We start from the raw sequence: 26,365 nt of genomic DNA on the forward strand, positions 1-26,365 counted from the left end.
AGCAGGTATGCCGACCGGTAGCCAGGACACCGCCCGCCCCGCCGCCCCCGAGGAGGGGCCCGGCCCGGCCGTGCCGGACGGGGTGGAGGCGCTGGCGCAGGCCGCCGACGCGCTGTTCCTGGCGATGCGCAAGGCGCGCGGCCGCGCCGCCGAGGAGGGCGGCCTGTCGCTGGCCCAGCTCGCCCTGCTCGATCCGCTGGCCGGGGGCGCGGAGCTGCCGGTGGGGCGGCTCGCCGCGGCCGCCGGGGTGAGCGTGCCCACCGCCACCCGGATGCTCCAGCAGCTCGACGCCAAGGGGACGGTGGCCCGGCGGCGCTCGCCGGAGGACGAGCGCCGGGTCCTGGTGCGGCTCACCGAGGACGGGCGCGACCGGCTCACCCGGCTGCGGAACCAGCGGCGCGCGGCCCAGGCCCGCGGTTTCGAAGCCTTCAGCCCCGAGGAGCGGGCCCAACTGGCCCGGCAGCTGGGGCGGCTCGCGGAGGTCATCGAACGCCAGGAGTGAACGAGCGGCGCCGGCGGCCGGGAGCGTGGCGCCCCGGCCGCCGGCGCCGGCCGGATCAGCCCAGGTCGCCGGCGCCCGCCGTCAGGACCCGGTCCGGGCGGATCGGCAGGTGGCGGTGGCGGACGCCGGTGGCGTGCCAGACCGCGTTGGCGATGGCCGCCGCGGCGCCCACGATGCCGACCTCGCCGATGCCCTTGATGCCGACCGGGTCCTGCTCGTCCGGGTCGTCCACCCAGTCCGCCTCGACCACCGGGACGTCGGCGTTGGCGGCGACGTGGTAGCCGGCGAGGTCCGCGCCGACATGGCTGCCCCAGCGCTCGTCCCGGACCGCCTCCTCGTGCAGCGCCATGGACAGCCCCCAGATCATGCCGCCGACCAGCTGGCTGCGCGCGGTGAGGGGGTTGACGATCCGTCCGGCGGCGAAGATGCCCAGCATCCGCCGGACCCGCACCTCGCCGGTGGCCACATCCACCGCGACCTCGGCGAACTGCGCGCCGAAGGCGTGCCGCTCCCGGCGCGGCAGCGCGGCCAGGGCCTCCGCGGTGTCCGAGCGGACGGTGATGCCCTCCGGGGGGATGCTGCCGCCCAGGGCCAGCTGCTCCCGCAGTGACCGGGCCGCGAGCGTGACCGCCCACGCCCAGGACCGGGTGCCCGCCGAACCGCCGGCCAGCATCGCCTGCCCGAAGTCGCTGTCGCCGATCCGGACCCGTACGCGGTCCGGCGCGACGCCCAGCTCGTCCGCGGCGACCAGGGTCAGCGCGGTGCGCGCCCCGGTGCCGATGTCGGCCGCGGTGATCCGGACCGTGTAGTCGCCGTCCGCCTCCGCCGTCACCGCCGCCGTGGACGGTCCGGCCAGGGTGGGGAACGAGGCGGCCGCGGTGCCGGTGCCGAGCAGCCAGCGGCCCTCGCGCCGCACCCCGGGGCGCGGATCGCGGCCGGCCCAGCCGAAGCGGCGGGCGCCCTCCTCGAAGCACTCCAGCAGCCGCCGGCTGCTGTAGGGCAGCCCGGACAGCGGGCCCACCTCGGGCTCGTTGCGGACCCGCAGGGCGATCGGGTCGAGCCCGCACCGCGCGGCGAGCTCGTCCAGCGCGCACTCCAGGGCGAACGAACCCGGCGCCTCACCCGGGGCGCGCATCCACGTCGGGGTGGGGACGTCGAGCCGGATCACCCGGCTGACGGAGTGCAGCGCCTCGGTCTCGTACATCGCGCGGGGCACATCGGCGCTCCGCTCGACGAACTCGTGCACCGTCGAGGTCTGGTTCAGCCCCTCGTGATCCACCGCCCGCAGCCGCCCGTCGGGGTCGGCGCCGAGCCGCACCCGCTGGATCGTGGGGCTGCGGTAGCCGGTCAGCGAAAACATCTGACGACGCGTCAGCACGACCCGGACCGGGCGCTGCAGGACCGTCGCCGCCATCGCCGCGGCGACCTGCGGCGGACGGGCCCCCTTGGAGCCGAAGCCGCCGCCGACGTGCTCCGACCGCACCCGGACCGTGGACGGGTCCAGCGCGAACAGCCGCGCCAGCTCCTGCGCGACGTAGATGCTGCCCTGATTGCCGTCGATGATCTCCAGCCGGCCGGCGGCCCAGTAGGCGGTCGCCGCGTGCGGCTCCATGGGGTGGTGGTGCTCCTCGGGCGTGGTGTACTCCTCGTCCACCACGACCGCGGACGCGGCGAGCCCGGCCGCCAGGTCGCCCTTCCCGGCCTCCGAGGGGGAGTGCGCGGGGCCGGCCGGGACGTACGCCTCCGGGCGCCCGGCCGCGAACGCCACGTCGTGCGGCTCCTCGTCGTACTCGACCACCAGCGCCTCGGCGGCCTCCCGGGCCTGCTCGGAGGTCTCGGCGACGACCAGCGCCACCGGCCAGCCGGCGTACGGCACGCGGTCGTGCTGGAACAGCTGGAGCGCCGGATCGGGCTTGCCCATGGGGCTGGCGTAATCCGACTCCAGTGCCTGGGCGTTGCCGTGGTGCAGGACGGCCAGGACGCCGGGCATCGCCAGGACGGGAGCGGGGTCGAGGGAGCGGATCCGGCCGCGGGCGATGGTGGAGCCCACCAGCCAGCCGTGCGCCAGGCCCGCAAGGGGCACCTCGGCGGCGTAGCGGGCCGCGCCGGTGACCTTGTCGCGGCCCTCGATGCGGGTGTGCGCGGTGCCCACCGCGCCGGTGACCGGGACGGTCTCGGTCGTCGTGGTGGTCATCGGGTGGCCTCCTCGTTCCGCCGGCGCTCCTCGGCCAGCTCGGTCAGCACGGCGACGACGAGATTCCGGATCAGCGTCACCTTGTATCCGTTGCCGGGCAGCGGCTCGGCGGCGGCGAGTTCGGCGTCCGCGGCGGCGGCGAACGCCTCGGCGGTCGCCGGGCCGCCGAGCAGCGCCCGCTCCGCCGCCCGGGCCCGCCACGGCCGGGACGCGACCGCCCCGAACGCCAGTCGGACATCGTGCACCGCGCCGTCCCGGACCTCCAGCGCGGCCGCGACCGAGCCGATCGCGAAGGCGAACGAGGCGCGCTCGCGGACCTTGCGGTAGCGGGAGGCGGCGGCGACCGGGGCCGGCGGCAGGGTGACGCCGGTGATCAGCGCGCCGGCCGGCAGCGCGGTCTCGCGGTGCGGGGTGTCGCCCACCGGGAGGTAGAACTCCGCCAGCGGCAGGCTGCCCGGGCCGTCGGCCGTCTCGTAGTGCACCACGGCGTCGAACGCGGCCAGCGCCACGCCCATGTCCGAGGGGTGCACGGCCACGCAGTGCGTACTGGCGCCCAGGATCGCGTGGTTGCGGTGCTCGCCCGCCACCGCCGGGCAACCGCTCCCGGGGGCGCGCTTGTTGCACGGCTTGGTCACATCGGTGAAGTAGGCGCAGCGGGTCCGCTGGAGGAGGTTGCCGCCGACCGTGGCCATGTTGCGCAGCTGCCCGGAGGCGCCGGCCAGCACGGCCTGGGCCAGCGCCGGATAGCGGCGCCGGACCTCGGGGTGCGCGGCCAGGTCGCTGTTGGTGACCGTCGCCCCGATCCGCAGCCCGCCGTCGTCGGTGGTCTCGATCCCGTCCAGCGGCAGTTCGCGGACGTCGACCAGCAGCGCGGGCCGCTCCACGCCGGTCTTCATCAGATCGACGAGGTTGGTGCCGCCGCCGAGATAGCGGGCCTCCTCGGCTCCGGCGCCGAGCAGCGCCAGCGCGCCCGGTACGTCGGCCGCCCGCCGGTAGTCGAACTCCCTCATGCCACACCCTCCACATCCGCCACCGCCGCCGCACCGGGCAGCTCCACCGGGCCGGTGGGCCGCTCCCCGGCCGCCCGCGCGACCGCCTGCACGATCGACACATACGCGCCGCAGCGGCAAAGATTGCCGCTCATCCGCTCCCGGATCTCCTCGGCGGTCAGCGGCGGAACGCCCGCTTCCGGCCGGACGTCGGCGGTCGCCGCGCTCGGCCAGCCCGCCGCGTGCTCCTCGATCGCGGCGATGGCCGAACAGATCTGGCCCGGCGTGCAGTAGCCGCACTGGAAGCCGTCGAGCTCCAGGAACGCCTGCTGCACCGGGTGGAGTTCGTCGCCGTCCGCCACGCCCTCGATGGTGGTGACCTCGCGCCCCTCGGCGGCCACCGCGAGCTGGAGGCAGGAGACCACCCGGCGGCCGTCGAGCAGGACCGTGCAGGCACCGCACTGGCCCTGGTCGCAGCCCTTCTTGGTGCCGGTCAGGCCGAGCCGCTCGCGCAGCGCGTCCAGCAGGGTGGTGCGGTTGTCGACGGGCAGCGTGTGCTTCTCGCCGTTGATGGCCAAGGTGATGGCACCGGCCGTCGATGGGGCCATGATCAGCCTTCTTTCACGTTCGTACGCGGTGTGGGGGCGGGGCGGAACCGTGAGGTCCGCGCGCGGGGGTGCTACGGGCGGGCGGATGCGGTGGGTACGGCGGGCGGGAGACCGGTCCCGGTGGCCGCCGGGCTTCCGGGCCGGCCGGATCCCCCCGCTCGGCTGCCGCTATGGTGGTCACGAAGCGGACAGCTGTCCGCTACCGTGGAAACCTAACGGACAGTTGTCCGGTTAGCAAGGGGGTTTGTCCGCGCGGCCGCTCCACCGCAACAAGCCCAACTCACCGGCCATTCCCGGGAGGAGAAGCGTGCACCGCCCTGAGGACACGCCCCGGCGCTCGGACGCCCGGCGGAACCGCGACCGCATCCTGGCGGTCGCGCTGGCCGAGCTGACCCGCTCCGCCGACGCCCCGCTCAGCGCGATCGCCCGGAAGGCCGGTGTCGGACAGGGCACCTTCTACCGCAACTTCCCCAACCGCGAGGCCCTCGTCCTGGAGGTCTACCGCCACGAGGTCCAGCAGCTCCGCGACGCCGCCGACCGCCTCCTGGCCACCCGGCCGCCCGACCGGGCCCTGCGCGCCTGGATGGACCACCTCGCCCGCTACGCCATGACCAAAGCGGGCCTGGCCGCCGCCCTGCGCCAGGCCACCGCCCCGCACGGCACCTTCGCCGCCCTGAGCCGCGGCCCGCTCACCGCCGCCGTCACCCTCCTGCTCACCGCGAACGAGGAGGCCGGCACCATCCGCCCCGGCGTCACCGCCGACGACTTCCTGCTGGCCATCGCCGGCCTGTGGCAGCTCGATCCGCAGGCCGGCGGACGCGCCCGCGCCGAGCGCCTGCTGGACCTGGTGATGGACGGGCTGCGGGCCGGCGCGCCCCGGGGGGACGGCGCCGGGCGGTGCCCGTGAACGGGGTGCGTGAAGGGGGTGTTCGTACGGGGTGCTTGAGAGGCGTTCGTGAAAGGGGTGCGCCGCGCGTCAGTTGGCGGACAGCCGGACGCCGGTGACCAGATCCGGGCGGATCCGCAGGACGTGTTCCATCCGGTGGTCGGTCCAGGGGTGCAGCAGCGCCTGGTAGTGCGCCCGGTCGTCCGGGTCCGTCACCAGGCGGCAGTAGCCGGTCACCACCACGCTCCAGCCGCAGTGGGTGGCCGGGTCGATGGCGTCCGCCTCGTAGGCGACCACCACGCCCTCGTCCGCCGCCTGCCGGGCCAGCGCCGCCAGCACCGCGCCCTCGTGGGTCCGCAGGATCACCGCGCCGTGGTGCAGGAGGTGGTTCACCGGGCGGATGGCCGGCAGCGCGTCCTGGGTGAAGACGATCCGGCCCAGCGAGACGCTGCCGAGCAGCCGCAGCGCCTCGGCGCGGTCCAGCGCGCTGCTGCGGCGGGAGGCCGCGCGGTCGGCCCAGTCCGCCAGGCAGGGGTCGGCGGCGGTGGTGGTGTGCCGGGCCGGAAGGTCGTGCACGGCGGCTCCCTGTCTCCTCGGTGCGTCGGCGGCGGCCGCGCTGCGCGGCGGCCACGCCCAGTCAACGCCCTGGGGGTCGGTCGCGCCAGGGGCCGTTCGACCCCGCCGGCGCCCCGCCCCGGGGACGCCGGCAGGGCGGCGGCCCGTTACGTCAGCGGGCTGCCCCCGTCATCGCCGCGTCGTCCACGCCGCCCGCGCTCCCCGCGTCCGCCGCGTACGCCGTGGCGCGCGCCGCCGCCGCGGGCAGCGCGTCCGGGAGCGGGTCGTGGCGGATCCGGCCGGCCGGCAGCCCGGCCGCGGTCAGCCGGGCGACGGTGGCGCCGACCATGGCCGCCGGACCGCTGACGAAGGCCAGCGCACCGGCCCAGGACCCGTCCCGGGCCACCGCCTCGGCCAGCGGGCCGTACTCGCCCGGTGAGCGCCCGGCGCCCCGGGCGGCCTCCTCGTCCAGCACCCGCACCACCCGCAACCACCGGTTCCGCGCCGCGAGTTGGGCCAGCGCCCCGGCGTCGTACAGCTCGGCGCGGCTGCGCGCGCCGACGAAGAGGTGGACCCGGCCGGCCGGGCGCACCGGCAGCCCGCCCGCCCCGCGCCGGCGGCCGGCCCACTCCTCCAGCAGCGCCTTGACCGGCGCCCAGCCCGTGCCGCCGGCCACCATCAGCACCTCGCCGGCGTGGTCCTCCGGGCCGAGCGCCATGGTGCCGTGCGCCGGGCCCAGCCGCAGGATGTCGCCCGGCTCGGTGCGGCTGACCAGTGCCTCGCTGACCCCGCCGGGCCCCGTTTGCCGGATGTGGAACTCCAGCTCGCCGTCGGCCCGCGGCGCGCACGCCAGGGAGTAGTGCCGCCACGCCTGCGGCATCAGCGGCGACTCCACCGCCGCGTACTGCCCGGCCCGGTACGGATACGGCTCGTGCACCCGGACCCGCAGCACCGCGAGGTCCGGGCGGCGCCGCTCATGGGCCGTCACCGTGCCGCGCCAGCACGGCGGTTCGGCCAGCGCCGCCTCGGCGCCCGCCACCATCGACGCGACGGCGAACCGCAGCATCCGCACCCACGCCTCCTCCACGGCCTCCGCCCAGCGAGGCCCGGCCGAGCGCCGCAGCGCCGCCCGCAGCGCGGTCTCGAACGCCTCGTAGTGCGCCGGCCGCACCCCCAGCTTGCGGTGGTCGTGGCCGAGCTGCCGGAAGTACGCGGCGACCTCGTCGGTCCGGTGCAGATTCTCGATCAGGTACCAGAACGCCCGGGCCAGATGGGCCCGCTGGAACTCCATGGACGCCGGGAACAGCGACCGCAGCGACGGCCGGCGGGCGAACATCTCGTCGTAGAGGTGCGCGATCAGCTCGCCGAACGGGGTGACCAGGTCCAGGTACTGGGTGATCAGGCGCTGGTCGGCGGCGCCGTCGTAGGCGGGCGTTAAATCCGGGGCCGGGGACCGGCCCTGGCCGAGGATGCGCCGCCGCAGCCGCATCGCGTCGTGCCGGGCGAGCAGGGCGTGGTACTCGTCGCCGACGGTGTCGCGGGCGGGCGGGACGGGCCGGCCGCCGGGCAGGGGTCGCGGGGACCGGCGGGACTGGTGCATGGTGTCCACCTTCTGAACGGGGTCCTGACGGAGGGCGCCAGTATCACAACGGGCCGTGACGGCCGAAGGACCCTGCTCCGGGGGCCGTTTGGCCCTTGCGCGGGCCCGGCGGACCGGGCGAACCTCGGGGTCGGGGCCCTGCTGCCGGCCCCGCACCGGCCCGCCCGGCGCCCCGGCGGGAAGCGGCGAACGACCAAGCGGACGAACGACCAAGCGAGCGTGAATGAACCAGCACCCTGCCACCCCGGCCCCCGCCGCACCGCTGCGGGTCTTCATCCTGGACGACCACGAGGTGGTGCGCCGCGGCGTACGGGATCTCCTGGAGGCGGAGGACGACATCGAGGTGGTGGGGGAGGCGGGGGACGCCCGGCAGGCCCTCGCCCGGGTCCCGGCCGTCCGGCCCCAGGTGGCCGTCCTCGACGTGCGGCTGGGCGGCGACGGGTCGGGCAGTGACCAGGAGGGCATCGAGGTCTGCCGGGAACTGCGGGCCCGGATGCCGGAGCTGGCCTGCCTGATGCTGACCTCGTTCGATGACGACGAGGCGCTGTTCGACGCCATCATGGCGGGGGCGGCCGGCTATGTGCTCAAGCAGATCGACGGCTCGGCGCTGGTGCGCGCGGTGCGGACGGTCGCGGCGGGGGAGTCGATGCTGGACCCGCGCACGGCGGCCCGGGTGATGGCCCGGCTGCGCGGCCCGGCCCGGGAGCCGGCCGAGGAGTCCGCCGCCTCGGTCCTGGACCGGCTCTCGCCGCGCGAGCGGGAGGTACTGGACCTGATCACCGAAGGTTTGACGAACCGTCAGATCGCGGACCGGCTGTTCCTCGCCGAGAAGACGGTGAAGAACCGGGTCTCCGCCATCCTGGCCAAGCTGGGGGTGGGGCGCCGGGTCCAGGCGGCGATGGTGGCGGAGCGGCTGCGGGAGGGGCGGGACTGAGCGGTCCTCGATGACATACGGCCGGCGGCTCGGGGTCAGCCGGGCAGGGGCACCCGCCACACCAGGCGGGTGCCGCCGCCCTCCGGCGTGCCGGCCTCGAAGCGGCCGCCGAGCATCTCCGCCCGCGCCCGCATGTTGGCCAGTCCGCCGATGTGCCCGGAACCGCCGGCCGGCAGGCCCACCCCGTCGTCCGTCACCGTCAGCGCCACCTCGCCGGCGGTCGCCGCGACCGCGACGTCCACGCGGCGGGCGCGGGCGTGCCGGGCGGCGTTGCTCAGCGCCTCGGCGGCCACCGCCACCAGGTGCTGGGCCACCTCCTCCGGGACCGCGGCGTCCACCGGGCCGTCGATCCGCAGCGCCGGGGCGAAGCCGAGCGGTCCGGCCGCGCGGCTCACGGTGTCGGTGAGGTCGCGGCGCAGTCCGCGGTCCGGTGCGCCGTCCCCGGTGGTGCGCAGCCCGAAGATGGTGGACCGGATGATCTTGATGGTGGTGTCCAGATCGCCGACCGCGCGCCCGACCCGTTCGGCCGCCTCCGGCCGGTCGATCAGCCGGGTCGCGCTCTGCAGGGTGATGCCGGTGGCGAACAGCCGCTGAATGGCCAGATCGTGCAGGTCCCGGGCGATCCGGTCGCGGTCGTGCAGGACCGTCAGCTCCTCCGACTCGGCGCGCCGGCGGGCGAGTTCCAGCGCGATCACCGCCTGATCGGCGAAGCCGGATATCAAGCGGACCTCGGTGTCGTCGAACGGCGGCCGGTCCGCCAGCCGGCACAGCCGCAGCGCTCCGCACCCGGTGTCCACCTGGAGCGGAACGGCGACCGCCGGCCCGTAGACCTCCTCGCCGGAACCGGACCCGGCCCCGGCCCCGGAGTTGGAGTCGTCCGCCGCCCCGGGACCGTCCGTACGGTCCGTACCGAGCGGATACGCCCGGGGGTCGGCGCGCAGATCGTCGGTGACCACCGGCTGCCCGCCGCGCACCGCCATCCCGGGCAGCGAACCGTCCACCGGCACCCGCAGTCCGGCGATCCGGCTCGCGCCCGTACCGCAGGCCACCGCCACCGACAGCTGCTCCGCCGAACCGGCCGCCGGCAGCAGGACCGCCGCGCAGTCCGCGCCGGCCACCTCCATCGCCCGCCGGGCGATCAGCCGCAGCACCTCGTCCGCCTCCGTGCCCGACAGCAGACTGCGGGTGATCTCGCCGAGCGCCTCCAGCCACCGCTCGCGGCGGCGGCTCTCGTGGTACATGCGGGCGTTGTCGATGGCCACCCCCGCCGCGATGGACAAGGTGGCCACCACCGCCTCGTCGTCCGCGTCGAACGCGCCGCCGCCGCGCTTCTCGGTGAGGTAGAGATTGCCGAACACCTCGTCGCGGACCCGGACCGGCACCCCGAGGAAGGTGCGCATCGGCGGATGGTTGGCCGGAAAACCGGCGCTGTGCGGGTGGTCGGCCAGATCGGTGAGGCGGAGCGGCGCGGGGTTGCGGATCAGCTCGCCGAGGATGCCGCGGCCGCACGGCGTCCGGCCGATCGAGGCGATCAGCTCCTCGTCCATGCCCACCGGCAGGAACTGCGACAGCCCCCCGCCGCCGACCACGCCGAGCGCCCCGTACTCCGCGTCGGTGAGGGTGACCGCCGCCTCCACGATGCCCCGGAGCACCTGCGGGAGTTCGAGCCCCCGCCCCAGGCTCATCACCGCGTCGAGCAGGCTCCGCATCCGGTCCGGTTCGCGGAGCTGCGGCCCGCGGGGTTCTTCCGCGGCCGGCGCGTGCGCTTGCGTTTCGGACATGACCTGCTGCTCCCCAAACATCCCGTACGTCTGTCCGGCAGCGTACGTGATCTTCGGGCGGGCCCGGCGGACACCGGCGGCGACCGGCCATCCGGCCGGGGCGGGGGCGCGGGCTCGGGCCGCGCCCCGGAGGCCGGGATTGATCGCCATCGGTGATGACTGCTGACGCCGCTTGCGCCTTGGTGCGGCGGCGGCCCGCGGCTTGACTGTCCTCATGCCCAGGCGGACGAACCGCCGCAACGGAAGACCCCACACCGGGGAAGACCACGGAGGCCACCATGACCAGTACCGCGACCGAGACCGAGACCGCGACCGACACCGCCGAGAACAGCCCGGCCGCCGGCGCCCCCAAGGAGGTGGTGCTGCGCTACTTCGACGCGCTGGTCGCCGGCGACCAGGACGTGATCCGCGACTCCTGGGCCGAGGACGGCAGTTGCTGGTACGCCGGGGACCTGCCGATCTCCGGCACCTGGCAGGGCCGGGACCAGGTCATCAACGGCTTCCTGGCCACCGCCTTCGCCCACCTCGACCCGGAGCGCGAGATCGGCGCGCGGGTCACCAACATCTTCGGCGAGGGCGAGCAGGTGTCCGTCGAGTGGGACTCCTGGGGCACCGGCCGCACCGGCCGGCCCTACCGGCAGAAGAACACCGCGATCTTCACGGTCCGCGACGGCGCCATCGTCAGCATGCGGGAGTACGCCGACACCCAGCACTGGGAGCGCGCGCTGGTCGCAGAGCGGGGCTGACGGGTCGTCAGCCCCGCAGGGCGGTGCCGGCTCAGGCCGTCAGGAGGGTGATGCCCAGGGCGAGCAGGACGCCGGTCTTGGCGAGTTCGGCGGCGACGTAGAAGAGGTGGGAGTTAGAGCGGGGGAGGGTTTCGCCGGCGAGGACGCGGCGGGTGCGGCGGTTGAGGAACGGGCGGATCACGGCCAGCTGGAGGGCCAGGAGGGCCGCGGCGGCGGCCGTCAGCGCGATGACCGCCGCGCCGGGTGCCGTGGTCAGGGCGACCGCGACGGCGACGGCCGCGGCGAGCACCGCCTCGACCGCGTTGAGGGCCCGGAAGACCAGGCGGCCGATGCCCAGGCCGATGCGGACGGTAACGCCGGGGGCGCGGAACTTCAGCGGCGCCTCCAGGAAGGAGATCGCCAGCACCATGCCGAGCCAGAGGAAGGTGACCGCGACCGCGACGGCGGCCGAGGGGGAGTGAGCGGAGGCCAGGGCGTGCATGCGGAGGGTCCTTTCGCTGCGGGTCGGCCGGGCCAGGTGCTCCGGTCTGGCTGACGTGCGGTCCGGTGTCCAGGGGGTGGGCGGTCCGGGGGCGGGCGTCCCGGGGTGGGCGTGCGGTGCTGTCGTTCTGGGGTGCGGCGGGTCGGCGGCGTCAGGCGGCCGGCCCGCCGCGGTGGCCCGTAGGCCGGTGGTCCGTGGGCCGGTGTCCGGTCAGGACTGGCCGTGCCAGAGGTCCGGGCCGAAGACCTCGTAGTGGATGGCGTGCGCCGGGACGCCCTGGCGCAGCAGATCGCCACGGACGGCCCGCATGAACGGCACCGGGCCGCACAGGTACGCGGTGACGCCGGCCGGCAGCGTGAGCGCGCCCACGTCGGCGCGGCCGGTGCGGACGGTCCCGGTGGCGGGGGCCGGCTGCTCGGCCGCGTCCTCGTACCACAGGTGCAGATCCGCGCCCGGGAGCGCGCCGGCCAGCTCGTGGAGCTCGTCGCGGTGCGCGTGGTCGGCCGGCGAGCGGTCGGCGTGGACGACGGTGACCGGCCGGGACGAGCCGGTGGCGGCCAGGTGGTTGAGCATGGCGAGCATCGGGGTGCTGCCGATACCGGCGGAGGCCAGCAGCAGCGGGCCGGTGCCGTCCATCAGGGTCAGGTCGCCGAACGGGGCGGAGACGGTGAGGAGGTCGCCGGTGCGGGCGTGGTCGTGCAGGTGGTTCGAGACCTCGCCGTCCGGGCGGTGCTCCTCGCGGACCCGCTTGACGGTGATCCGCCAGTCGGGGCGGCCGGGGGCGGCGGAGAGGCTGTACTGGCGGATCTGCCGGGCGCCGTCGGGCAGCTCGACCTGGACGCTGACGTACTGGCCGGGGCGGAAGGCGGGGGCGGGGCCGCCGTCGGCCGGGCGCAGGGTGAGGGAGAGCACCTCGGCGGTCTCCGCGCGCCGCTCGACGATCTCCATCCGCCGCCAGGTGTCGCCCGGCACCGCGCCGGCCTCCTCGTAGAGCCGGGCCTCGATGGCTATCAGGGCGTTGGCCATCAGCCAGTACACCTCGTCCCAGGCGGCCGCGACCTCGGGGGTCACGGCGTCGCCGAGGACCTCGGCGATGGCCGCGAACAGGTGCTCGTTGACGATCTTGTACTGGTCGGCGGTGACGCCGAGCGAGGCGTGCTTGTGCGCGATCCGCTGGAGCATCGCGTCGGGCCGTCTGTCGGGGTGCTCCAGCAGCAGGCCGGCAAAGGCCGCGATCGAGCCCGCCAGGGCCTGCTTCTGCTCGCCGTTGGCCTGGTTGCCGCGGTTGAAGAGGTCGCGGAGCAGTTCGGGGTGCGCGTCGAACAGCTTGGTGTAGAAGAGCGCCGTGACGTCCTCGATGGCGGCGCCCACGGCGGGGAGGGTTGCGCGGATGACGGGGGTGGACTGCTCGGAGAGCACCACGACCTCCTCTATATTTGGTAAATGATCTTCGTATTTGTTTTTACGGCTCGGCCAGGCACCCTCGGGGGAGTCCCGGAGGGATGCTGACGGGAGTCGGGCAGGGGCCGGCGGCTGGGTCAGCCGGCGGGCCGGCTGGTCAGGCCGACCAGGACGGGGCCGGTGGGGGCGGCCACCACGTCGGAGACGGTCAGCGGGTCGAGCGTGGCGTAGAACGCCTCCTGCGCGTCGCGCAGCGCCCCGCGCAGCCGGCAGGCCGCGCGCAGCGGGCACGGGGTGTCGCCCTCGCAGGCCACCACCTCGTCCTCGCCCTCCAGCTCACGCACCAGCCAGCCGACCGACGCCTGGTGGCCCAGGGTGGTCAGGGCCAGACCGCCGCCGCGCCCCCGCCGGGCCTCGACCACGCCGAGGTGCTGGAGCCGGCTGATCGCCTTCGCCATGTGGGTGTACGGCACGTCCATCGCCTCGGCCACCTCGCGGGTGGTCAGGGGCGCGCCGCGCTCCGCGACGGCCAGGCGCATCACGGCTCGCAGCGCCAGGTCAGTGAACTTCGTCAACCGCACGAAAACGACGGTAGCAAATGCGCATGTAGGGTTCGCATTCAGGGGAGGGTGGCGACGGTCACTGCGGCCGCCGCGCCCCTCGTGCCCGTAGTCGCGCCATCACGGATACGCATCGGAGGGTGACCACAGATGCCTGACGTCCCGCCCACCGGCGGACCCGAACCCGAAGCCGGACCTGGACCCGGTCCCGAATCTGGCCCCGGTCCTGGACCCGCCGGGGAGCCGGTGCCGCGGCTGCTCTGCGACGCCCAGCGGCTCGCCGCCGCCGATTCCGCGCCGGCGGGCGCGCTGTGGCGGCTGGCCGAGTCCGGCCGCCAGCTCGACGCCAACCTGGTCCGGCTCCCGCCCGGCGGCCGGATCGACACCCACCGCGAGCCGGACCTCGACGTCCTCCTCTACGTGGTGGCCGGCGGCGGGACCGCGGAGTCGGCGGGGGAGCGGCAGCCGCTCGCCGAGGGCAGCCTGGTGTGGCTGCCGCGCGGCTCCACCCGGAGCCTGAACGCGGGCGGGGACGGGATGGCCTACCTCACCGTCCACCGCCGCCGCCCCGGTATGCAGATCCGGGGCCGGGCCGCCGCTTCCTGAGCCACCGGCCGGTGATCGGCGGGCACCGTCGGCGTGCCCGCCGGATGCGCGGGTGCGCCGCGCCGGACGGGCCGCCGGTCAGAGCGGCCGGAAGGCGCGGGCGGTGGCGTCCCAGACGAGCGTCTCGGCGGTGCGGTCGTTGTACTGCCAGACGTGCAGCCGCAGCCGGCGGGTGGCCAGCCGCCGGGTCACGCACGGGTAGCCGCGCAGATGGTGCAGCTGGGCCAGCAGATGGCGCTGCTCCGGGGTGCGGGGCAGGCCGGAGCCGGGGCGCCGGGCGGTGTGCTCCCGGCCGGGGTGGTGCGCGGGCCGGGTGAACCAGGTGCGGGCCAGCGGGAGTTCGGTGGCGGGCGGATCGTCCTGGAGGGCGGCGCAGTGGGTGTGGCCGCACAGCACGATGTCCGGTACCTCCAGCGTGCCCAGGGCGAATTCGAGCGTGGCGGCGATCGCGCACGCGGCGTCCGGGCGGTAGCGCGGTATGACGTGCCCGGCGGTACGGAGTTCGTGCAGCTCTCCCGGCTCGGTGCCGGTCAGCAGCGTCGGGACGACCCGGGAGTCGGAGCAGGCGATGAACAGCGCGCGGGGGGAAGGGAGTTCGGCCGGGGCGTGGGCCTGGCGGTGGTTGAGCGCGGCGGAAGCGGGAGTGGTAGCCGCAGTCGCAGTGGTAGCCGCAGTGGTAGTCGCAGTGATCATGAGAGAACCTCGTATTCGTGAGATATCGGGTGACGAGGGTGCGCGGTGGGGAGGCCGGCCGGGGGCGCAGTCCGTCCGGATCAGGAATCAGGGGCCAGGGGCCAGGTATCAGGGCTTCCGCGGGACCGATGCCGATGCCGATGCCGCCGGCAGGGTCACCGTGAAGCGCGCGCCGCCGCCGTCCGCGTCGCCGACCGCGATCCGGCCGCCGTGCCGGTGCACCACGTCCCGGACGATGGCCAGCCCCAGCCCGGCCCCGCCCTCGTCACGGGTGCGCGCGTCGTCCAGGCGGATGAAGCGGGTGAAGATCCGCTCCCGGTCCGCCGGCGGCACCCCCGGGCCGTCGTCGGTGACGTCCAGCGCCACCGTGCCGCCGTCACCATGGCGTACCGCGACGCGGACCGCCGAACCGGCGTGCCGCTGCGCGTTGTCGAGGAGGTTGCCCAGCACGCGGGCGAGCTGGGTGCGGCTGGCGCTGACCGGCACCGGCGCGTCGGGCAGCGCGGCGGTGACCGGCAGGCGGTCGCCGGTCCGGTGGGCGAGTTCGTCGCGGACGAGTTCGGCCAGGTCCAGGCGTTCGGCGCGGGGCCGTTCGCCGGCGTCCAGGCGGGCCAGCAGCAGCAGGTCGGAGGCGACGCGCTCCAGCCGGACGGTGTCCTCGATCAGGCCGTCGAGTTCCAGCAGGTCCGGATGGGCCCGCGCGACCTCCAGCTGGGTGCGGAGACTGGCGATCGGACTGCGCAGTTCGTGGGAGGCGTCGGCGACGAACTGCCGCTGCCGTTCCACGGACTTCTCCAGCGCGGCGAGCGTGGCGTTGGTGGTCCGGGCCAGCCGGGCCACCTCGTCGCGGGAGGCCGGCTGCGGCACCCGCCGGGACAGGTCGCCGCCCATGATCTCGGCGAGTTCGGCCCGGATGGCCTCCACCGGGCGCAGCGCACGGCGCGTCACCAGCCAGGTCACACCGGCCACCACCAGCAGCAGCGGCGCCAGGCCGAGCAGCATCGCGTCGCGTACGCCGCCCACCGCCTGGCGTTCGGTGTCCAGCGAGGCGCCGGCGTAGACGGTGACGGTCCGGCCGGACGGGGCGGTGGCGAGCAGCGCGGCGACCCGGAACTCCTGGCCGGCGGCGTGGTGGTCGTCGTGCAGCGTCAGGGGGAGGGTGCGGAACGAGGCGTCGGCGGCCGCCGATCCGCGCGCCGGGGCGTGGTCGTCGTCATCGTCGTCGTCCCGGTCGTCGTCGGTGTCCTCGGGACGGTGCGGGGCGCGGGCGAAGCGGGCCATCGGCGGTGCGTGGCGGAGGTGGTCGCCGGCGGCCAGTACGGTGCCGTCGGCGGCGACGACCTGCACCGGCCGGTCGTCCTCGTCGGGGAGTTCGAGGTGGTCGAAGGGGGTGCCGACGGCGACCTGGGTGGCGACCTCGCGGGCGGCCACCTCGGCCTGGAGGCCGGCGCTCTCGACGAGGTTCCGCTGGAGCACGGCGAGCACCGCGGCGCCCGCGGCGACCAGGGCCAGCGCCACCACCAGCGTGGACGCGAGGGTGGTCCGGGTCCGCACGGATCCCCGCCAGCGGGGCGGGCGTTCGCCGGTGCCGGTGCCGGTGCCGGTGCCGGTGGCCTCGGGGCCGGCCGCGGTCGGGGCCGCCGGATCAGCCATGGTCGGCCGCCAGCCGGTAGCCGGCGCCGCGCACGGTGGTGATCGAGCGGCGGCCGAACGGCGCGTCGATCTTCCGCCGCAGGGCGCTGATGTAGACCTCGATGATGTTCGGGTCGCCGTCGTAGGCGAAGTCCCAGACGTGCTCCAGTATTTCCGCCTTGGAGACGACTTCGCCGGGCCGGGACGCCAGGTACTCCAGGACCGCGAACTCCTTCGCGGTGAGCGCGATGTCCTCCTCGCCGCGCGCGCAGCGGTGGCCGTTCGGGTCCAGGGTGAGGTCGCCGAGCCGCACGACGGGGCTGCCGCCGCGGGTCCGGCGGCGCAGCAGCGCCCGGACGCGGGCCAGCAGCACCACGTACGAGAACGGCTTGGTCAGATAGTCGTCGGCGCCGGTGTCCAGGCCCTCGGCCTCGTCGTACTCGCCGTCCTTGGCGGTCAGCATCAGGATCGGGGTCTCGTCCCCGGCGGCGCGCAGGGTGGCGCAGAGGCGGTAGCCGTTCATCCCGGGCAGCATGATGTCCAGGATGAGCAGGTCGTAGCCCTGGGTGGTGGCCCGGTGCAGGCCCTCCCGGCCGTCGTGGGCCACGTCCACGGCGAAGCCCTCGGCCGCCAGCCCCTTGGCCAGGGTGGTGGCGAGGCGTTTTTCGTCCTCCACGATCAACAAGCGCATGGCGTCAGCCTGCCAGACCGTTCCTGAAGGGCTCTTCAGGGAGTTTCAGGTCCGCTTCAGCTTCGGGACGGCACGGTGGGGGACGTACCGCGCCGCACCACGTCCGCCGACCGGGCGGGGGCGGCCCACCGCGACCAGGAGGTTCCCATGGCCACTTCCCGTATCCGCCGCGCGTTCACCGGCCGCCGGCGCTGGCTGGCGGCCGGCGCCGCCGCGGCCGTGCTCGCCGCGGGCGGCACCGCGACCGCCGTCGCCGTCACCGGCGCGACGGACGGCGGAACGGACGGCGGAACGGACGCCCGCGCCGGATCGTCCGCCGCCGGCCCGGCGGACATCGGCCGGCAGCGCGCCGTGGACGCCGCGCGCACGGTCGTATCCGGCGGCCGGGTCGTCTCCGTGGAGCAGGACCACGACCACGGCACCCGGGTGTGGGAGGTGGAGATCCACACCGCCGGCGGCGTCGAGCACGAGGTGGACGTCAGCATGGCGGACGGAAAGGTGCTCAGCCACTCGGTCGACCACGACGACCGGGACGATCACGGTCACGAACACGATCACGGCCACGACGACGACTGACACCGGGTGAACGGCCGGGCTCCGGGCGGCAGTTGCCCGCATCACCGCCCTCCGGATGACCGCCGCCCGCATCACCGCCCTCCGGCCCGCCGCCCATCATCCGCAGCATCTCCCGTCCGCCGGTGCGGAAGAACCGCACCAGCAGGGCGGCGGCCAGGACGAGGAACGCGGCGTTCAGCCAGGTCGTGTAGTCGGCGTGCACGCCCTCCTCCGGTAGCCGCGCCCGGGCCTGGTCCGGTACGAGCCCCAGCGCGCCGAAGGCGAACTCGACCGCGTAACCGGCCGCGACGATCGCGGCGTAGAAGGCGCCGAGCAGCAGCAGCGCGGTCCGGGCGCCGTAGTACTTCCGGTAGATGTTGAGGATGGGCAGGATCAGCAGATCGGCGAAGATGAAGGCGACGACCCCGCCGAAGCTGATCCCGCCCTTCCACAGCACCACCGCGAGCGGCACATTGCCGACCGAGCAGACGAACGACGCCATCGCCACCAGCGGTCCGACGACCGGCCCCCACAGCTTCGCGGCGAGCGGATGCCCCTCGAAGAAGAACGACCGCCAGAAGGCGTCCGGCACCCACGCCGCGATCGCCCCGGCGATCAGCAGCCCGGCCACCAGGTCCCGCAGGATCGCCGCCCACTCCATGACGAAGACGTGCGCGGTGGCCGTCAGCCCCTCGCCGGAGAACAGCCGGCGGACGAACGGGCCCTGGCGCCGCACGGACATGTCCATCGCGGCATGCCCCTCCATCCCGCCGGCCAGCCCGCGTTCGGCCTGCGCCCGGGCCCGGCGCAGCAGCGCGTCGTTCAACAGCAGCCGCAGCAGCACCGCCAGCACCGCGATCATCACCGGGCCGCCGGCGAACTCGGCGAGCGTGAACTGCCACCCCATCAACAGCGCCAGGATCACGCCAAGTTCGATCACCAGGTTGGTCGAGGCGATCTCGAACGCCATCGCCGCGGTGAAGTCCGCCCCCTTGCGGAACAGCGAACGGGCCAGCGCCACCGCGGCGTACGAGCAGGAGGACGAGGCCGCGCCCAGCCCGGCGGCGAGCGCGAGGGTGCGGGGCCGGTCGTCGCCGAGCAGCGCGACGACCGTGGATCTGCGGACCACCGCCTGGACGACCGCGGACAGCGCGAAGCCCAGGACCAGCGCCCAGGTGATCTCCCAGGCCATGGCGCCGGTGAGCGCCAGGGCGTGCAGAACGGCGTGCAGAACGGCGTGCATGCCCGCATCCTTCCCGGGTGAGCCCGGCCGCACGGGGACGGACACGCGCGGCCCGTGTGCCTGACCCGGGTGGAACCTCCGGAGCCGGAACCCCCTCTTCCCTCCCTGGACGACACCCGCGCCGGCCGGCGCGGCGGAAGGAGCAGACATGGCCCGCCGGGCAGGGAACGGGACGCGCGCGGTGCTGGCACTGGCCCTGGCGGCAGCGGTGGCCGGCTGCTCGGGCGGCCAGGACCCGGCCGGACCGCCGGCCCCCTCCGGCAAGGGCGGCGGCACCGGCAAGCCCGGCGGCTTCACCGTCCAGTACCGCACCGGCGGCAACGCCGAACGGGCCACCGCGTACCTGCGCGCCCACCGCGTCCTGGAGACCGCGGCGGACCGGCTCAACGCCGCGGTGCGGGTGGAGCGCCGCGTCCCGTTCGTCGTCCGCGCCTGCGGTAGCGCCGAACCGGCCTACGACCCGGAGACCGGCGCCATCGACTTCTGCGCCGAGCACGTCGACGAGATACGCGACCGCGCCGCGCACACCGGCCGGGACGGCGACGCGCACACCGCCGCCGTCCTGGAGGAGACCGCCTACCACGAGAGCGCCCACGCCCTGATCGCCCGGCTCGGGCTGCCCTTCACCGGCCGCGAGGAGGACGTGGCGGACCAGTTCGCCGCGGTCATGCTGATCGGCCAGGGCCCGGCCGGTGAGACCAAGGCGCTGGCCGCCGCCTCGGACTACGCGCTGGCCGCCGAGGAGACCCCGTTCGACCCGGACGATCTCCTCGACGAGCACAGCCTCGACGGACAGCGCGCCGCGAACTACGCCTGTTATGTCTACGGCGCGCACCCCGACCGGCACCAGGACCTCGCCGGCGACGGCCGGCGGCTCACCGAGGACCGCGCCGAGGGCTGCCGGGACGAGTGGGACCAGGCCCGCAAGGGCTGGCAGCACCTCCTGGAGCCCCACCTGAAGCACGCCCTGTGAGCGGCGCGCCCTGTGAGCGGCGCGCTGTGTGAGCGGCACGTCCTCTGAGCCGCGCCCCGCGAGCCCGAAGCGGAGGCCGCTTCCCGTTCCCGCCGCCCGCCGCTTCCTCCGTTCGAGACCCGCCGCAAACCGCCCTAAACTGAAACCCCGGGGATGCACTGCAAGGAGAGATCGACTCATGTCGACAGGGATCCTTCTGGCGATCATCATCCCCGCCGTGGTGGTGATCGCTCTGATCGCAACGGCAGTCTCGTTCGTCGCACGGCGCCGCCGCCTCCAGAAGCGCTTCGGGCCGGAGTACGACCGCACCGTCGCCTCCTCCGACAGCCGCCTGGCCGGCGAGCGAGAACTGAGAGCGCGCGAAAAGCGCCATGACGACCTGGAGATCAAACCCCTGCCGAGCAGCAGTCGCGAGCGTTACACCCGGGACTGGGCAGGGGTGCAGCAGGAATTCGTCGACCGGCCCGAAGAGGCGGTGCACGACGCCGACAAGCTCGTCACCTCGCTGATGCACGAACGCGGCTATCCGACGGAGAACTACGAGCAGCGGATGAAGGACCTCTCGGTCGAGCACGGCCGCACCCTCGAACACTACCGGGCGGCCCACGAGATCGACGGCCTCAGCACCCAGCACCGGGCCACCACCGAGCAGTTGCGCGGCGCGATGGTGCACTACCGCGCGCTCTTCGAGGAGCTGCTCTCCAACGGCGGCCAGTCCCGCCGCGCCCACGCCTGACGGCGGCCGGGCGCGTCCCGCCGCCCAGCCGCCTCACACCCAACCCCGCACGTCCGGACGCCCGCCCGGCGCGCACCCCCCGCGGTTGGAGGAACCATGCAACACGACCCGGCACTGGACCCGCCCCCCGAGACGGCCGGCCTGCCCACCTCGGACGTGAGCCCCCCGGGAGCCGGCCCGGACGCGGACGCCCCCACCCTCCCCGGAGAGAGCACCCCCACCGAAAGCCCCGTCCAGCCCGACTCCCCGGAAGACACCCAGGGCGACCAGGGTGACCAGGGAGACCAGGGCGGCAAGGGCGAGGGCAACGGCGAGGAGGCGATGCCGGCCCTGCTCTCCAGCGAGGACCAGGCGTCGTTCCGCGACCGCTGGCACGCCATCCAGGGCAGATTCGTCGATGAGCCGAGGGACGCCGTCCGGGCCGCCGACGAGCTGGTCTCGGATCTGATGCAAGCCCTCTCCGGCACCTTCACCCAGCACAAGCAGAGCCTGGAAGAGCAGTGGAAGCAGGGCGAGGACGCGGACACCGAACGCCTGCGCGTCGCCCTCCGGCACTACCGCGCCTTCTTCAACCGCCTGCTCTCCGGCTGACCCCCGTACCGCACCCCAGCGGGAGCCCGGCACCGGCCGGACTCCCGCTCTCCGGTGCCTACGGCCGTCAGCGGCGGTGCGCCAGCGCCCGGAGCTGGGCCAGGGTGCCGCGGAAGACGTCGCGGTCGACCGTGCCGGGGACCCCGGGGGTGCGGCCGGCCCGGGTGTACTGCCAGAAGGTCCACCGGCCCGCCCCGGGCACCGGCGCCGGCTCCTTCGTCCCGCTGCCGTAACGGGCCAGCCACAGCCGGCTGCCGGCGAACACCCCGCCCTTGCCGCCCATGCACTCCCGGACGAACGGCGCGTTGGTGTAGACGATCGGCGCGGTACGGAACGCCGTCCGGACGGTCCGCAGGAAGATCCGCAACTGCTCGGTCCGCAGCAGTTGCGGGCACACCTCCCGGCCGTTCCGCCGCACCTTCTCGACGTCCAGGACGGCCGGCAGCTCGCCGGGACGGTCGCCGCGGTACCCGGCCGCGCGGGCGGCGGCGATGAAGTGCCGGGCCTGCGCGGCGCCGTCGCCGGTGCTCCGCGGGTCGAAGAAGTGGTACGGGGCCCGCACCAGCGAGGTCCGGGCGGCGGCCGCGTAATCCCGCCGGAACCACGGGTCGGTGAAGCGGGTCCCCTGCGTGGCCTTGAGGAAGGCGAAGCTGTGGGACCGCGCGACCCGCGCCCAGTCGATCGCCTGTGCCTCGCGCCGGCCGTGGTTGTGGTGGCTGGTGTCCACGCCGGTCACCCGGTACGCGGACGGCGGCGCCGCCTGCGCGGCGGGCGCGACCCCGCCCAGGGAGCCGAGCACGGCCGACAGGACCGCGGTGGCAACGGCCAGCCGCACTCGAAAGGGTGATGTTGACATGGTGGATGACGTCCCTTCATGTGAGTGACGCACCCCCTCCCGGACCCGGTCCGGGCGCGTTCGCGCACGCCGGAGCGGCCCGGCGCCGGGGGAGGGGGGGAATCGGAGGTCGCGGGGCGCTCGCGCCGCCGCCCTGTCACCCTGCCGCACCCCCGCCGGCGCTCACTACTATCTGCCGCACACGGGCCGATGCACTTCATGCACCACGCATATGCACGGCTGTGACCTGCGGTGATGCGGAAGGGCGAGCCAAGTGGGGATGGCGGCGGCGACAGGTGCGGACAGCGGCGGGCAGCCGCCGGCAGCGGCGCTCGCGGAACTGCTCAGAAGCTGGTGGGAGAACTCCGCGCGCGACGGGCGCGCCAAGCCCACCCAGCAGGCCCTGGCCGGCCAGCTCGGCGTCGACCAGGCCACGTTGTCGCGCTACCTCAACCCGCGGCACCCGTCCACCGCCCCCTGGCCGGTGATCGAGCGCCTGCACACCCGGCTACGGGCCCCCGCCGGCGAACTGGCCCGGGCCCGCGCCCTGTACGAAGCGGCGCGCGGCGAGGCGGCGCGCGCCGGGTCGGGGCCTGGGCCGGGGCTCAGGGAGCGGGCCGCGTCAGGACGCGCGCCGACAGAGGTACGAGCGGCCGCCGCTACACCCCCGACTACCCGGCGGCGCCGACCCGTTGCCGCCCTGCTGCTGTCCTCCGCGGCCTGTCTGGTGGCCGGCATGGTGGTGTGGTGGGCGCTCTCCCCGTCCGCCGACCGCATCGGCCCGGACACCCCGGCCGCCGCGGCCGCGGAACCGCGCTGGAAGCTCGTCCAGGAAGGCGACCGCTACTGGCGGGCCTGGACCGTGCAGTACCTCCTCGCCGCGCACGGCTACGACGTCGAGCCGGACGGGATCTACGGCCGCGAGACGGTCGCCGCCGTCAAGGCGTTCCAGACCTCCCGGGGCCTGCTCGCGGACGGCAAGGTCGGGCCGCTCACCTGGCCGCTGCTGGTCACCCGGGTCGACGCGACCGCGTACGGGCCGGCGGTGCGCGCCGTGCAGAATCTGCTCACCAACGCCGGCCACCCCACCGACATCACCGGGCGGTTCACCGCGGCGACCGGCCACGCGCTGCGCACCTTCCAGCGGGACCACCGCCTGCCGGCCACCGGCGAGGCCGACGAGCTGACCTGGCGCACGCTGATGGCGGCCCAGCCCCCGCCCGTACGCTCCGAGCGCGCCACAGGACAGGAGGGCTGAGCCGCCGGACGGCCGGAGCCTCAGCGCCGGTCGCCCCGGCACCAGGCGGGCGCCTCCCCCAGGGTGGTGATATAGCGGGCCGCGCCCCAGGCGGGCCGTCCCGCGTCGAGCTTGTACCAGCGCGGATTGCCGCCCACGTTCTGCCCGTTGACCTTGCAGACGAGGGTGACGACCGTGCCGTACGGCAGCGAGCCGACCGCGCGGTAGCCGGTGCCGGGGCCGGAGCGCAGCACGAGACCGGTCTTGGCGATCACCCGGCCCTGGTACGTTCCGTGGGCGCCCGGGGGCGGGGCCGCGGCGGCGGCCGGGCCGGCGCCGAGGACCCCGCAGAGCAGTGCCGCGCTCGCCACTGCGGCGGCGCCCCGGCGGATCTGGGACAGGTGTGTCATGGCCTACCTCCCGGTCGCGGTGGTCCGGCTCTCCGGACCGTGCGAGTGAGGCGATGCTTCCCCGGCCGCGGCCCGGAACCGGCGGCGCGCCGGGGAATTCACCGTCACGGGAGCGCGTCGCATACCTGTCCGGGCACGGCGCGCGCCGGGGCGCGCGGCCCGCTACCCGGTGGGGAACGACCAGGTGTAGCTGTAGGCCGGCGTCGGCCAGGAATAGGTGGGCGTCGACCAGGAGTACGTCGGCGTCGACCACGAATCCGACGGCGTGGACCAGCTGTCGGAGGGCGTGGACCAGCTGTCCGTCGGGGTCGGCCAGGTGGGCGGCACGATGTCGTCCCCGCCGCCGAGCGTGTCCTGGGCCAGCTCCCACACCCCGGCCACGGCCAGCGCGAGCAGCACGGTCAGCGCGACCGCGGCGACCAGCAAGCGGCGGGACCGGACGTCCCGGGGCGGCCCCGGCGGCCGCGCCGGCCCGATCCAGTCCTGCGCGTCCTCGTCCCACTGGGACACACCGACCACCTCCTAGCCCTGGCCGCTGAGGAGTTGCGTGATCTGCTGGACGACCGCGGTCGCCGAGGCCAGCCCCGCCACGGCCGTCGCCCCCAGGTCGAGGCGGTCGCGCAGCCACTGGAGCCGGTCCCGCCGGACCTGGCCGGTCGCCTCGATCTCCTCCTCGGCATCGGCGAGCCGCGCGTCGATCTCCGCGGTCTCCTCGGAGTCGTTCAGCAGCGGCAGCTGGCCGCGCAGGGTCGCCAGGGCCGCGCGGAGCTCCGGCGGCGCGTCGAGCGCTTCCGGGGCCGAGGCGTCCACGGCCCTGGCGTCCGCGCCCGCGGCCACCGCGCCGCCGGCCATCGCGCCGATGGCGATCCCGCCGGCGCCGGGCGGCGGCACGGCAGCGCCTACGGCACCGGCCGCCGGCGGCGGGGGCGCGGCCGTCCGCCCGTCCCGCCGCGAGCGGTCCTCGGCGACGGCCCGCTCCCCGGCCGCCACCGCGCCGCCGGTCAGCACGCCGATACTGATCCCGCCGCCGCTGCCCCCGCCGCCCCGCCGCTCCGCGTCCGGCGGCGGGCAGCCCTCGTCGCGTTCCCGTTCCCCGGTGGTCATCCGCGACCGCCCCCCGTCTCTTTCTTGCCGTCCAGGTGCTTGGCCGAGGCGCGCTCGCCGGCCGCGACCGCGCCCCCGCTCATCCCGCCGATGAACACGCCGCCCTCACCGACGTTGATGATGTACTGATCGAACACGCCGGTCTCGTAGCCCTTGCTGTGCAGGGCCTCCTGCACGCCGTTGGCGATCCGGTCCTGAAGGGTCTTCACGTACCGGGTCAGGTCCATCTCCTGGAAGAGCGAGAGTTCCTTCACGCTCCCCAGCTGCCGCACCGACCGCATCGGCGCGTCCGGCAGCGCGTATTCCGGCATCGCCAGCCAGGTGCGGAAGACCGACACCGCCGTCCGGCACAGCGAGATCCCGGCCGCGACCCCCGCCGACGGGCTGGTCAGCAGCGCGCGGATGGCGTCCCGCGGCCGGTCGTCCCACTCCTGCGCCGCGAGCACGTCCACCGACTTGAACTCCGGCCGCACCGGCGTCAGGACGTGCGGGACGACCTCCAGCACCAGCATCCCGCCCTGGGTGTGGATCCGGACCAGCAGGCAGATCGCGACCTGCTCGTCCCAGGCGCCGACCCGCACCCGCAGGAAGTGCCGGCGGGCCTCGGCGCCCTCGCCGACGGCCCGTTCGAGATGCTCCTGGACGACCTCGTCGGAGTAGTCCACGTCGTCCCGCGGCAGCCCCACCGGGAGGTAGACCAGCTCATCGACCTCCAGCGAGCGCAGCCGGTCCCGGCTGGTGGCGGCGGCCGAGGTGCGCAGCGCCTCCAGGCGGGGCTTGATCAGCTCGACCACCTCGCGGCCGGTCAGCGGCGCCGGCGCGCTCTCCCGCTTGCCGAACGGCACCTTCGGCCGCGGCGGGCCCTCGGCGCCGGCCTCCGCGTCGTCCGCCGACCAGTCCTTCCGCTTCAGCTCCATCGCCACCGACCACGGCTTGTACGGCTCACCGGCGCCGACGAACGGCCGGAACGGGTCGTAGATGACCAGCGGCGCATGCTGCTCACGGGCGATCGCGGCGCCGATGCGCGGATACGGGCCGGCGGCCGGCAGCTCCGGCTGGCGCGCCGTCGCGAACGCCTCGCGGCTGAGCTGATGGCGCATCACACCCACCACGTGCATCCGGTGCGCCCACACCGGCACCACCATCAGGAGCGGGAAGACCACCGCCGCCCAGGCGGGGACGCCGAGGAAGAGCGTGTAGAGCACGGCACCCCAGTAGAACACCGCCGCCACGAACGGCAGGACCGGCAGCACCGCCTTGAGCCGGCCGCGGGTGGCCTCCTTGAGCACCGAGCGCCCGAGGGCGAACGGCGAACTCCGGGTGCCGCGCGCGAACCACGACACCGCGCAGACCACCCCGTACGCCAGCCACCAGGGGAACGGCAGCGGGGTCACGGAGCCGACGCCGGCCATCCCGAGCACGATGAACACCGCCCAGATGGCCAGCAGGATCAGCCCGGTCTCGGCCTCCCGGCGGCGGGCCCGCAGCGCGTGGGCCAGCACCGGCAGCGCGTCGAAGCCCTGCGAGGGCGCGATCGGCCGCTCCGCGTGCTCGACCAGCTCCTGGATGACGCCCGTGCGGAACTGCGCGTCGAAGTACACGCCCGCGCACAGCAGCCGGGTCGCCTCGCTCCGGGCGCTGCGCGGCCGCGCCTCGTCCGCGGAGGCCGCGCGCCGGAAGCGCCGTCCGGTATCCGGTGGGGAGCTGGTGGGCTGTTCGGGCACGGACACGTCGGTGCACCCCCGTGATCTTTCCCGTCCTCTGTGGTGAGGAGTTGAGGGAGTTGCTCTGGTGGCAGTATGCCGCCCGCCCGGCGGGCCCG

The 26,365-nt window shown here is 75.2% G+C and carries 28 protein-coding genes; 11 read left to right on the top strand and 17 right to left on the bottom strand.

The annotated features are described in order from the left end of the window. Positions 1-7: 7 nt before the first annotated feature. The gene (locus ADL22_RS16180) at positions 8-502 is read left to right on the top strand and encodes a MarR family winged helix-turn-helix transcriptional regulator (RefSeq protein ID WP_107116316.1); all 495 of its coding nucleotides are present in this window, start codon (positions 8-10) and stop codon (positions 500-502) included. Between the two features lie 55 nt (positions 503-557). On the opposite strand, the gene ADL22_RS16185 is transcribed toward ADL22_RS16180, so the two are convergent. The 3 genes from ADL22_RS16185 to ADL22_RS16195 are packed head-to-tail and all read right to left on the bottom strand — an operon-like array spanning position 558 to position 4,293. Continuing rightward, on the bottom strand, positions 558-2,696 hold the full coding sequence (locus ADL22_RS16185) for a xanthine dehydrogenase family protein molybdopterin-binding subunit (RefSeq protein ID WP_066979215.1): 2,139 nt from the start codon (positions 2,694-2,696) through the stop codon (positions 558-560). Beyond that, positions 2,693-3,706: an FAD binding domain-containing protein gene (locus ADL22_RS16190; RefSeq protein ID WP_066979217.1), complete on the bottom strand. Its 1,014-nt coding sequence runs from the start codon at positions 3,704-3,706 to the stop codon at positions 2,693-2,695. The genes ADL22_RS16185 and ADL22_RS16190 overlap by 4 nt, the downstream gene beginning before the upstream one ends. Next, entirely contained in the window at positions 3,703-4,293 is a 591-nt protein-coding gene (locus ADL22_RS16195; protein ID WP_066979220.1) for a (2Fe-2S)-binding protein, read from the bottom strand. The genes ADL22_RS16190 and ADL22_RS16195 overlap by 4 nt, the downstream gene beginning before the upstream one ends. Positions 4,294-4,600: 307 nt before the next feature. On the opposite strand from ADL22_RS16195, the gene ADL22_RS16200 reads away from it, so the two are divergent. After that, positions 4,601-5,200 carry a TetR/AcrR family transcriptional regulator gene (locus ADL22_RS16200; protein WP_066979223.1) on the top strand — a complete coding sequence of 200 codons (600 nt, stop codon included), beginning with the start codon at positions 4,601-4,603 and terminating at the stop codon, positions 5,198-5,200. Between the two features lie 69 nt (positions 5,201-5,269). On the opposite strand, the gene ADL22_RS16205 is transcribed toward ADL22_RS16200, so the two are convergent. Both ADL22_RS16205 and ADL22_RS16210 read right to left on the bottom strand, forming a co-directional pair. After that, complete coding sequence (locus ADL22_RS16205; RefSeq protein WP_079064167.1) at positions 5,270-5,755, bottom strand: pyridoxamine 5'-phosphate oxidase family protein; 486 nt, start codon at positions 5,753-5,755, stop codon at positions 5,270-5,272. Positions 5,756-5,906: 151 nt separating this feature from the next. Then, entirely contained in the window at positions 5,907-7,334 is a 1,428-nt protein-coding gene (locus ADL22_RS16210) for a globin domain-containing protein (protein WP_066979226.1), read from the bottom strand. Positions 7,335-7,557: 223 nt separating this feature from the next. Here ADL22_RS16210 and ADL22_RS16215 point away from each other — a divergent pair, with 223 nt between their 5' ends. After that, on the top strand, positions 7,558-8,268 hold the full coding sequence (locus tag ADL22_RS16215; protein WP_066979229.1) for a response regulator transcription factor: 711 nt from the start codon (positions 7,558-7,560) through the stop codon (positions 8,266-8,268). Between the two features lie 35 nt (positions 8,269-8,303). Here the strand turns inward: ADL22_RS16215 and ADL22_RS16220 are convergent, their stop codons facing one another. Beyond that, positions 8,304-9,977 (bottom strand): GAF domain-containing protein, encoded by a 1,674-nt coding sequence (locus tag ADL22_RS16220; protein WP_066979593.1) that lies wholly within the window; start codon positions 9,975-9,977, stop codon positions 8,304-8,306. 350 nt (positions 9,978-10,327) lie between these two features. On the opposite strand from ADL22_RS16220, the gene ADL22_RS16225 reads away from it, so the two are divergent. Next, the gene (locus tag ADL22_RS16225; RefSeq protein ID WP_079064168.1) at positions 10,328-10,795 is read left to right on the top strand and encodes a nuclear transport factor 2 family protein; all 468 of its coding nucleotides are present in this window, start codon (positions 10,328-10,330) and stop codon (positions 10,793-10,795) included. A gap of 31 nt (positions 10,796-10,826) precedes the next feature. Here ADL22_RS16225 and ADL22_RS16230 read toward each other — a convergent pair whose 3' ends face one another. From ADL22_RS16230 to nsrR, 3 genes are all read right to left on the bottom strand, one after another. After that, on the bottom strand, positions 10,827-11,276 hold the full coding sequence (locus ADL22_RS16230; protein ID WP_066979232.1) for a hypothetical protein: 450 nt from the start codon (positions 11,274-11,276) through the stop codon (positions 10,827-10,829). Positions 11,277-11,486: 210 nt separating this feature from the next. Then, positions 11,487-12,695, bottom strand: coding sequence for a globin domain-containing protein (locus ADL22_RS16235; protein ID WP_066979235.1), 1,209 nt, complete (start codon positions 12,693-12,695; stop codon positions 11,487-11,489). 119 nt (positions 12,696-12,814) lie between these two features. Beyond that, on the bottom strand, positions 12,815-13,258 hold the full coding sequence (nsrR, locus tag ADL22_RS16240; protein WP_066979238.1) for a nitric oxide-sensing transcriptional repressor NsrR: 444 nt from the start codon (positions 13,256-13,258) through the stop codon (positions 12,815-12,817). Positions 13,259-13,387: 129 nt separating this feature from the next. On the opposite strand from nsrR, the gene ADL22_RS16245 reads away from it, so the two are divergent. After that, positions 13,388-13,843 carry a cupin domain-containing protein gene (locus ADL22_RS16245; protein WP_079064169.1) on the top strand — a complete coding sequence of 152 codons (456 nt, stop codon included), beginning with the start codon at positions 13,388-13,390 and terminating at the stop codon, positions 13,841-13,843. Positions 13,844-13,921: 78 nt separating this feature from the next. Here the strand turns inward: ADL22_RS16245 and ADL22_RS16250 are convergent, their stop codons facing one another. The 3 genes from ADL22_RS16250 to ADL22_RS16260 all read right to left on the bottom strand — a co-directional run bounded on the left by ADL22_RS16250 (position 13,922) and on the right by ADL22_RS16260 (position 16,859). After that, the gene (locus tag ADL22_RS16250; protein WP_066979244.1) at positions 13,922-14,536 is read right to left on the bottom strand and encodes a carbonic anhydrase; all 615 of its coding nucleotides are present in this window, start codon (positions 14,534-14,536) and stop codon (positions 13,922-13,924) included. A gap of 108 nt (positions 14,537-14,644) precedes the next feature. Then, a complete protein-coding gene (locus tag ADL22_RS16255) occupies positions 14,645-16,189 on the bottom strand; it encodes a sensor histidine kinase (protein WP_079064170.1) in 1,545 nt (514 codons plus the stop codon). Further along, positions 16,182-16,859, bottom strand: a complete 678-nt coding sequence (locus tag ADL22_RS16260) for a response regulator transcription factor (protein ID WP_066979247.1) — start codon at positions 16,857-16,859, stop codon at positions 16,182-16,184. Before ADL22_RS16260 ends, ADL22_RS16255 begins: the two co-directional genes overlap by 8 nt. A 147-nt stretch (positions 16,860-17,006) precedes the next feature. Here ADL22_RS16260 and ADL22_RS16265 point away from each other — a divergent pair, with 147 nt between their 5' ends. Further along, positions 17,007-17,435 carry a PepSY domain-containing protein gene (locus ADL22_RS16265; RefSeq protein ID WP_066979251.1) on the top strand — a complete coding sequence of 143 codons (429 nt, stop codon included), beginning with the start codon at positions 17,007-17,009 and terminating at the stop codon, positions 17,433-17,435. On the opposite strand, the gene ADL22_RS16270 is transcribed toward ADL22_RS16265, so the two are convergent. Further along, entirely contained in the window at positions 17,362-18,645 is a 1,284-nt protein-coding gene (locus tag ADL22_RS16270; protein ID WP_079064201.1) for a permease, read from the bottom strand. The two genes, ADL22_RS16265 and ADL22_RS16270, sit on opposite strands and share 74 nt — an antisense overlap. Positions 18,646-18,805: 160 nt before the next feature. Here ADL22_RS16270 and ADL22_RS16275 point away from each other — a divergent pair, with 160 nt between their 5' ends. The 3 genes from ADL22_RS16275 to ADL22_RS16285 all read left to right on the top strand — a co-directional run bounded on the left by ADL22_RS16275 (position 18,806) and on the right by ADL22_RS16285 (position 20,957). Beyond that, positions 18,806-19,630, top strand: a complete 825-nt coding sequence (locus tag ADL22_RS16275; protein ID WP_066979254.1) for a DUF4344 domain-containing metallopeptidase — start codon at positions 18,806-18,808, stop codon at positions 19,628-19,630. A gap of 178 nt (positions 19,631-19,808) precedes the next feature. Beyond that, on the top strand, positions 19,809-20,366 hold the full coding sequence (locus ADL22_RS16280; protein WP_066979257.1) for a hypothetical protein: 558 nt from the start codon (positions 19,809-19,811) through the stop codon (positions 20,364-20,366). A gap of 96 nt (positions 20,367-20,462) precedes the next feature. Then, positions 20,463-20,957 carry a hypothetical protein gene (locus ADL22_RS16285; RefSeq protein ID WP_066979259.1) on the top strand — a complete coding sequence of 165 codons (495 nt, stop codon included), beginning with the start codon at positions 20,463-20,465 and terminating at the stop codon, positions 20,955-20,957. Between the two features lie 67 nt (positions 20,958-21,024). On the opposite strand, the gene ADL22_RS16290 is transcribed toward ADL22_RS16285, so the two are convergent. After that, positions 21,025-21,813, bottom strand: a complete 789-nt coding sequence (locus ADL22_RS16290; protein ID WP_199836310.1) for a glycoside hydrolase family 25 protein — start codon at positions 21,811-21,813, stop codon at positions 21,025-21,027. 259 nt (positions 21,814-22,072) lie between these two features. On the opposite strand from ADL22_RS16290, the gene ADL22_RS16295 reads away from it, so the two are divergent. Next, the gene (locus tag ADL22_RS16295) at positions 22,073-23,050 is read left to right on the top strand and encodes a peptidoglycan-binding domain-containing protein (RefSeq protein ID WP_066979261.1); all 978 of its coding nucleotides are present in this window, start codon (positions 22,073-22,075) and stop codon (positions 23,048-23,050) included. Positions 23,051-23,070: 20 nt separating this feature from the next. Here the strand turns inward: ADL22_RS16295 and ADL22_RS16300 are convergent, their stop codons facing one another. Then, the gene (locus ADL22_RS16300) at positions 23,071-23,439 is read right to left on the bottom strand and encodes an SH3 domain-containing protein (protein ID WP_066979264.1); all 369 of its coding nucleotides are present in this window, start codon (positions 23,437-23,439) and stop codon (positions 23,071-23,073) included. 265 nt (positions 23,440-23,704) lie between these two features. Here ADL22_RS16300 and ADL22_RS36990 point away from each other — a divergent pair, with 265 nt between their 5' ends. After that, positions 23,705-23,965, top strand: a complete 261-nt coding sequence (locus ADL22_RS36990) for a hypothetical protein (RefSeq protein ID WP_420711569.1) — start codon at positions 23,705-23,707, stop codon at positions 23,963-23,965. On the opposite strand, the gene ADL22_RS16310 is transcribed toward ADL22_RS36990, so the two are convergent. Continuing rightward, positions 23,962-24,543: a hypothetical protein gene (locus ADL22_RS16310; protein WP_079064171.1), complete on the bottom strand. Its 582-nt coding sequence runs from the start codon at positions 24,541-24,543 to the stop codon at positions 23,962-23,964. The two genes, ADL22_RS36990 and ADL22_RS16310, sit on opposite strands and share 4 nt — an antisense overlap. Beyond that, positions 24,540-26,273 (bottom strand): hypothetical protein, encoded by a 1,734-nt coding sequence (locus ADL22_RS16315; protein ID WP_066979270.1) that lies wholly within the window; start codon positions 26,271-26,273, stop codon positions 24,540-24,542. The genes ADL22_RS16310 and ADL22_RS16315 overlap by 4 nt, the downstream gene beginning before the upstream one ends. Between the last annotated feature and the right edge of the window lie 92 nt (positions 26,274-26,365).

The sequence above is a fragment of the Streptomyces sp. NRRL F-4489 genome (genome assembly GCF_001509485.1).
Classification (GTDB): Bacteria; Actinomycetota; Actinomycetes; order Streptomycetales; family Streptomycetaceae; genus Streptomyces.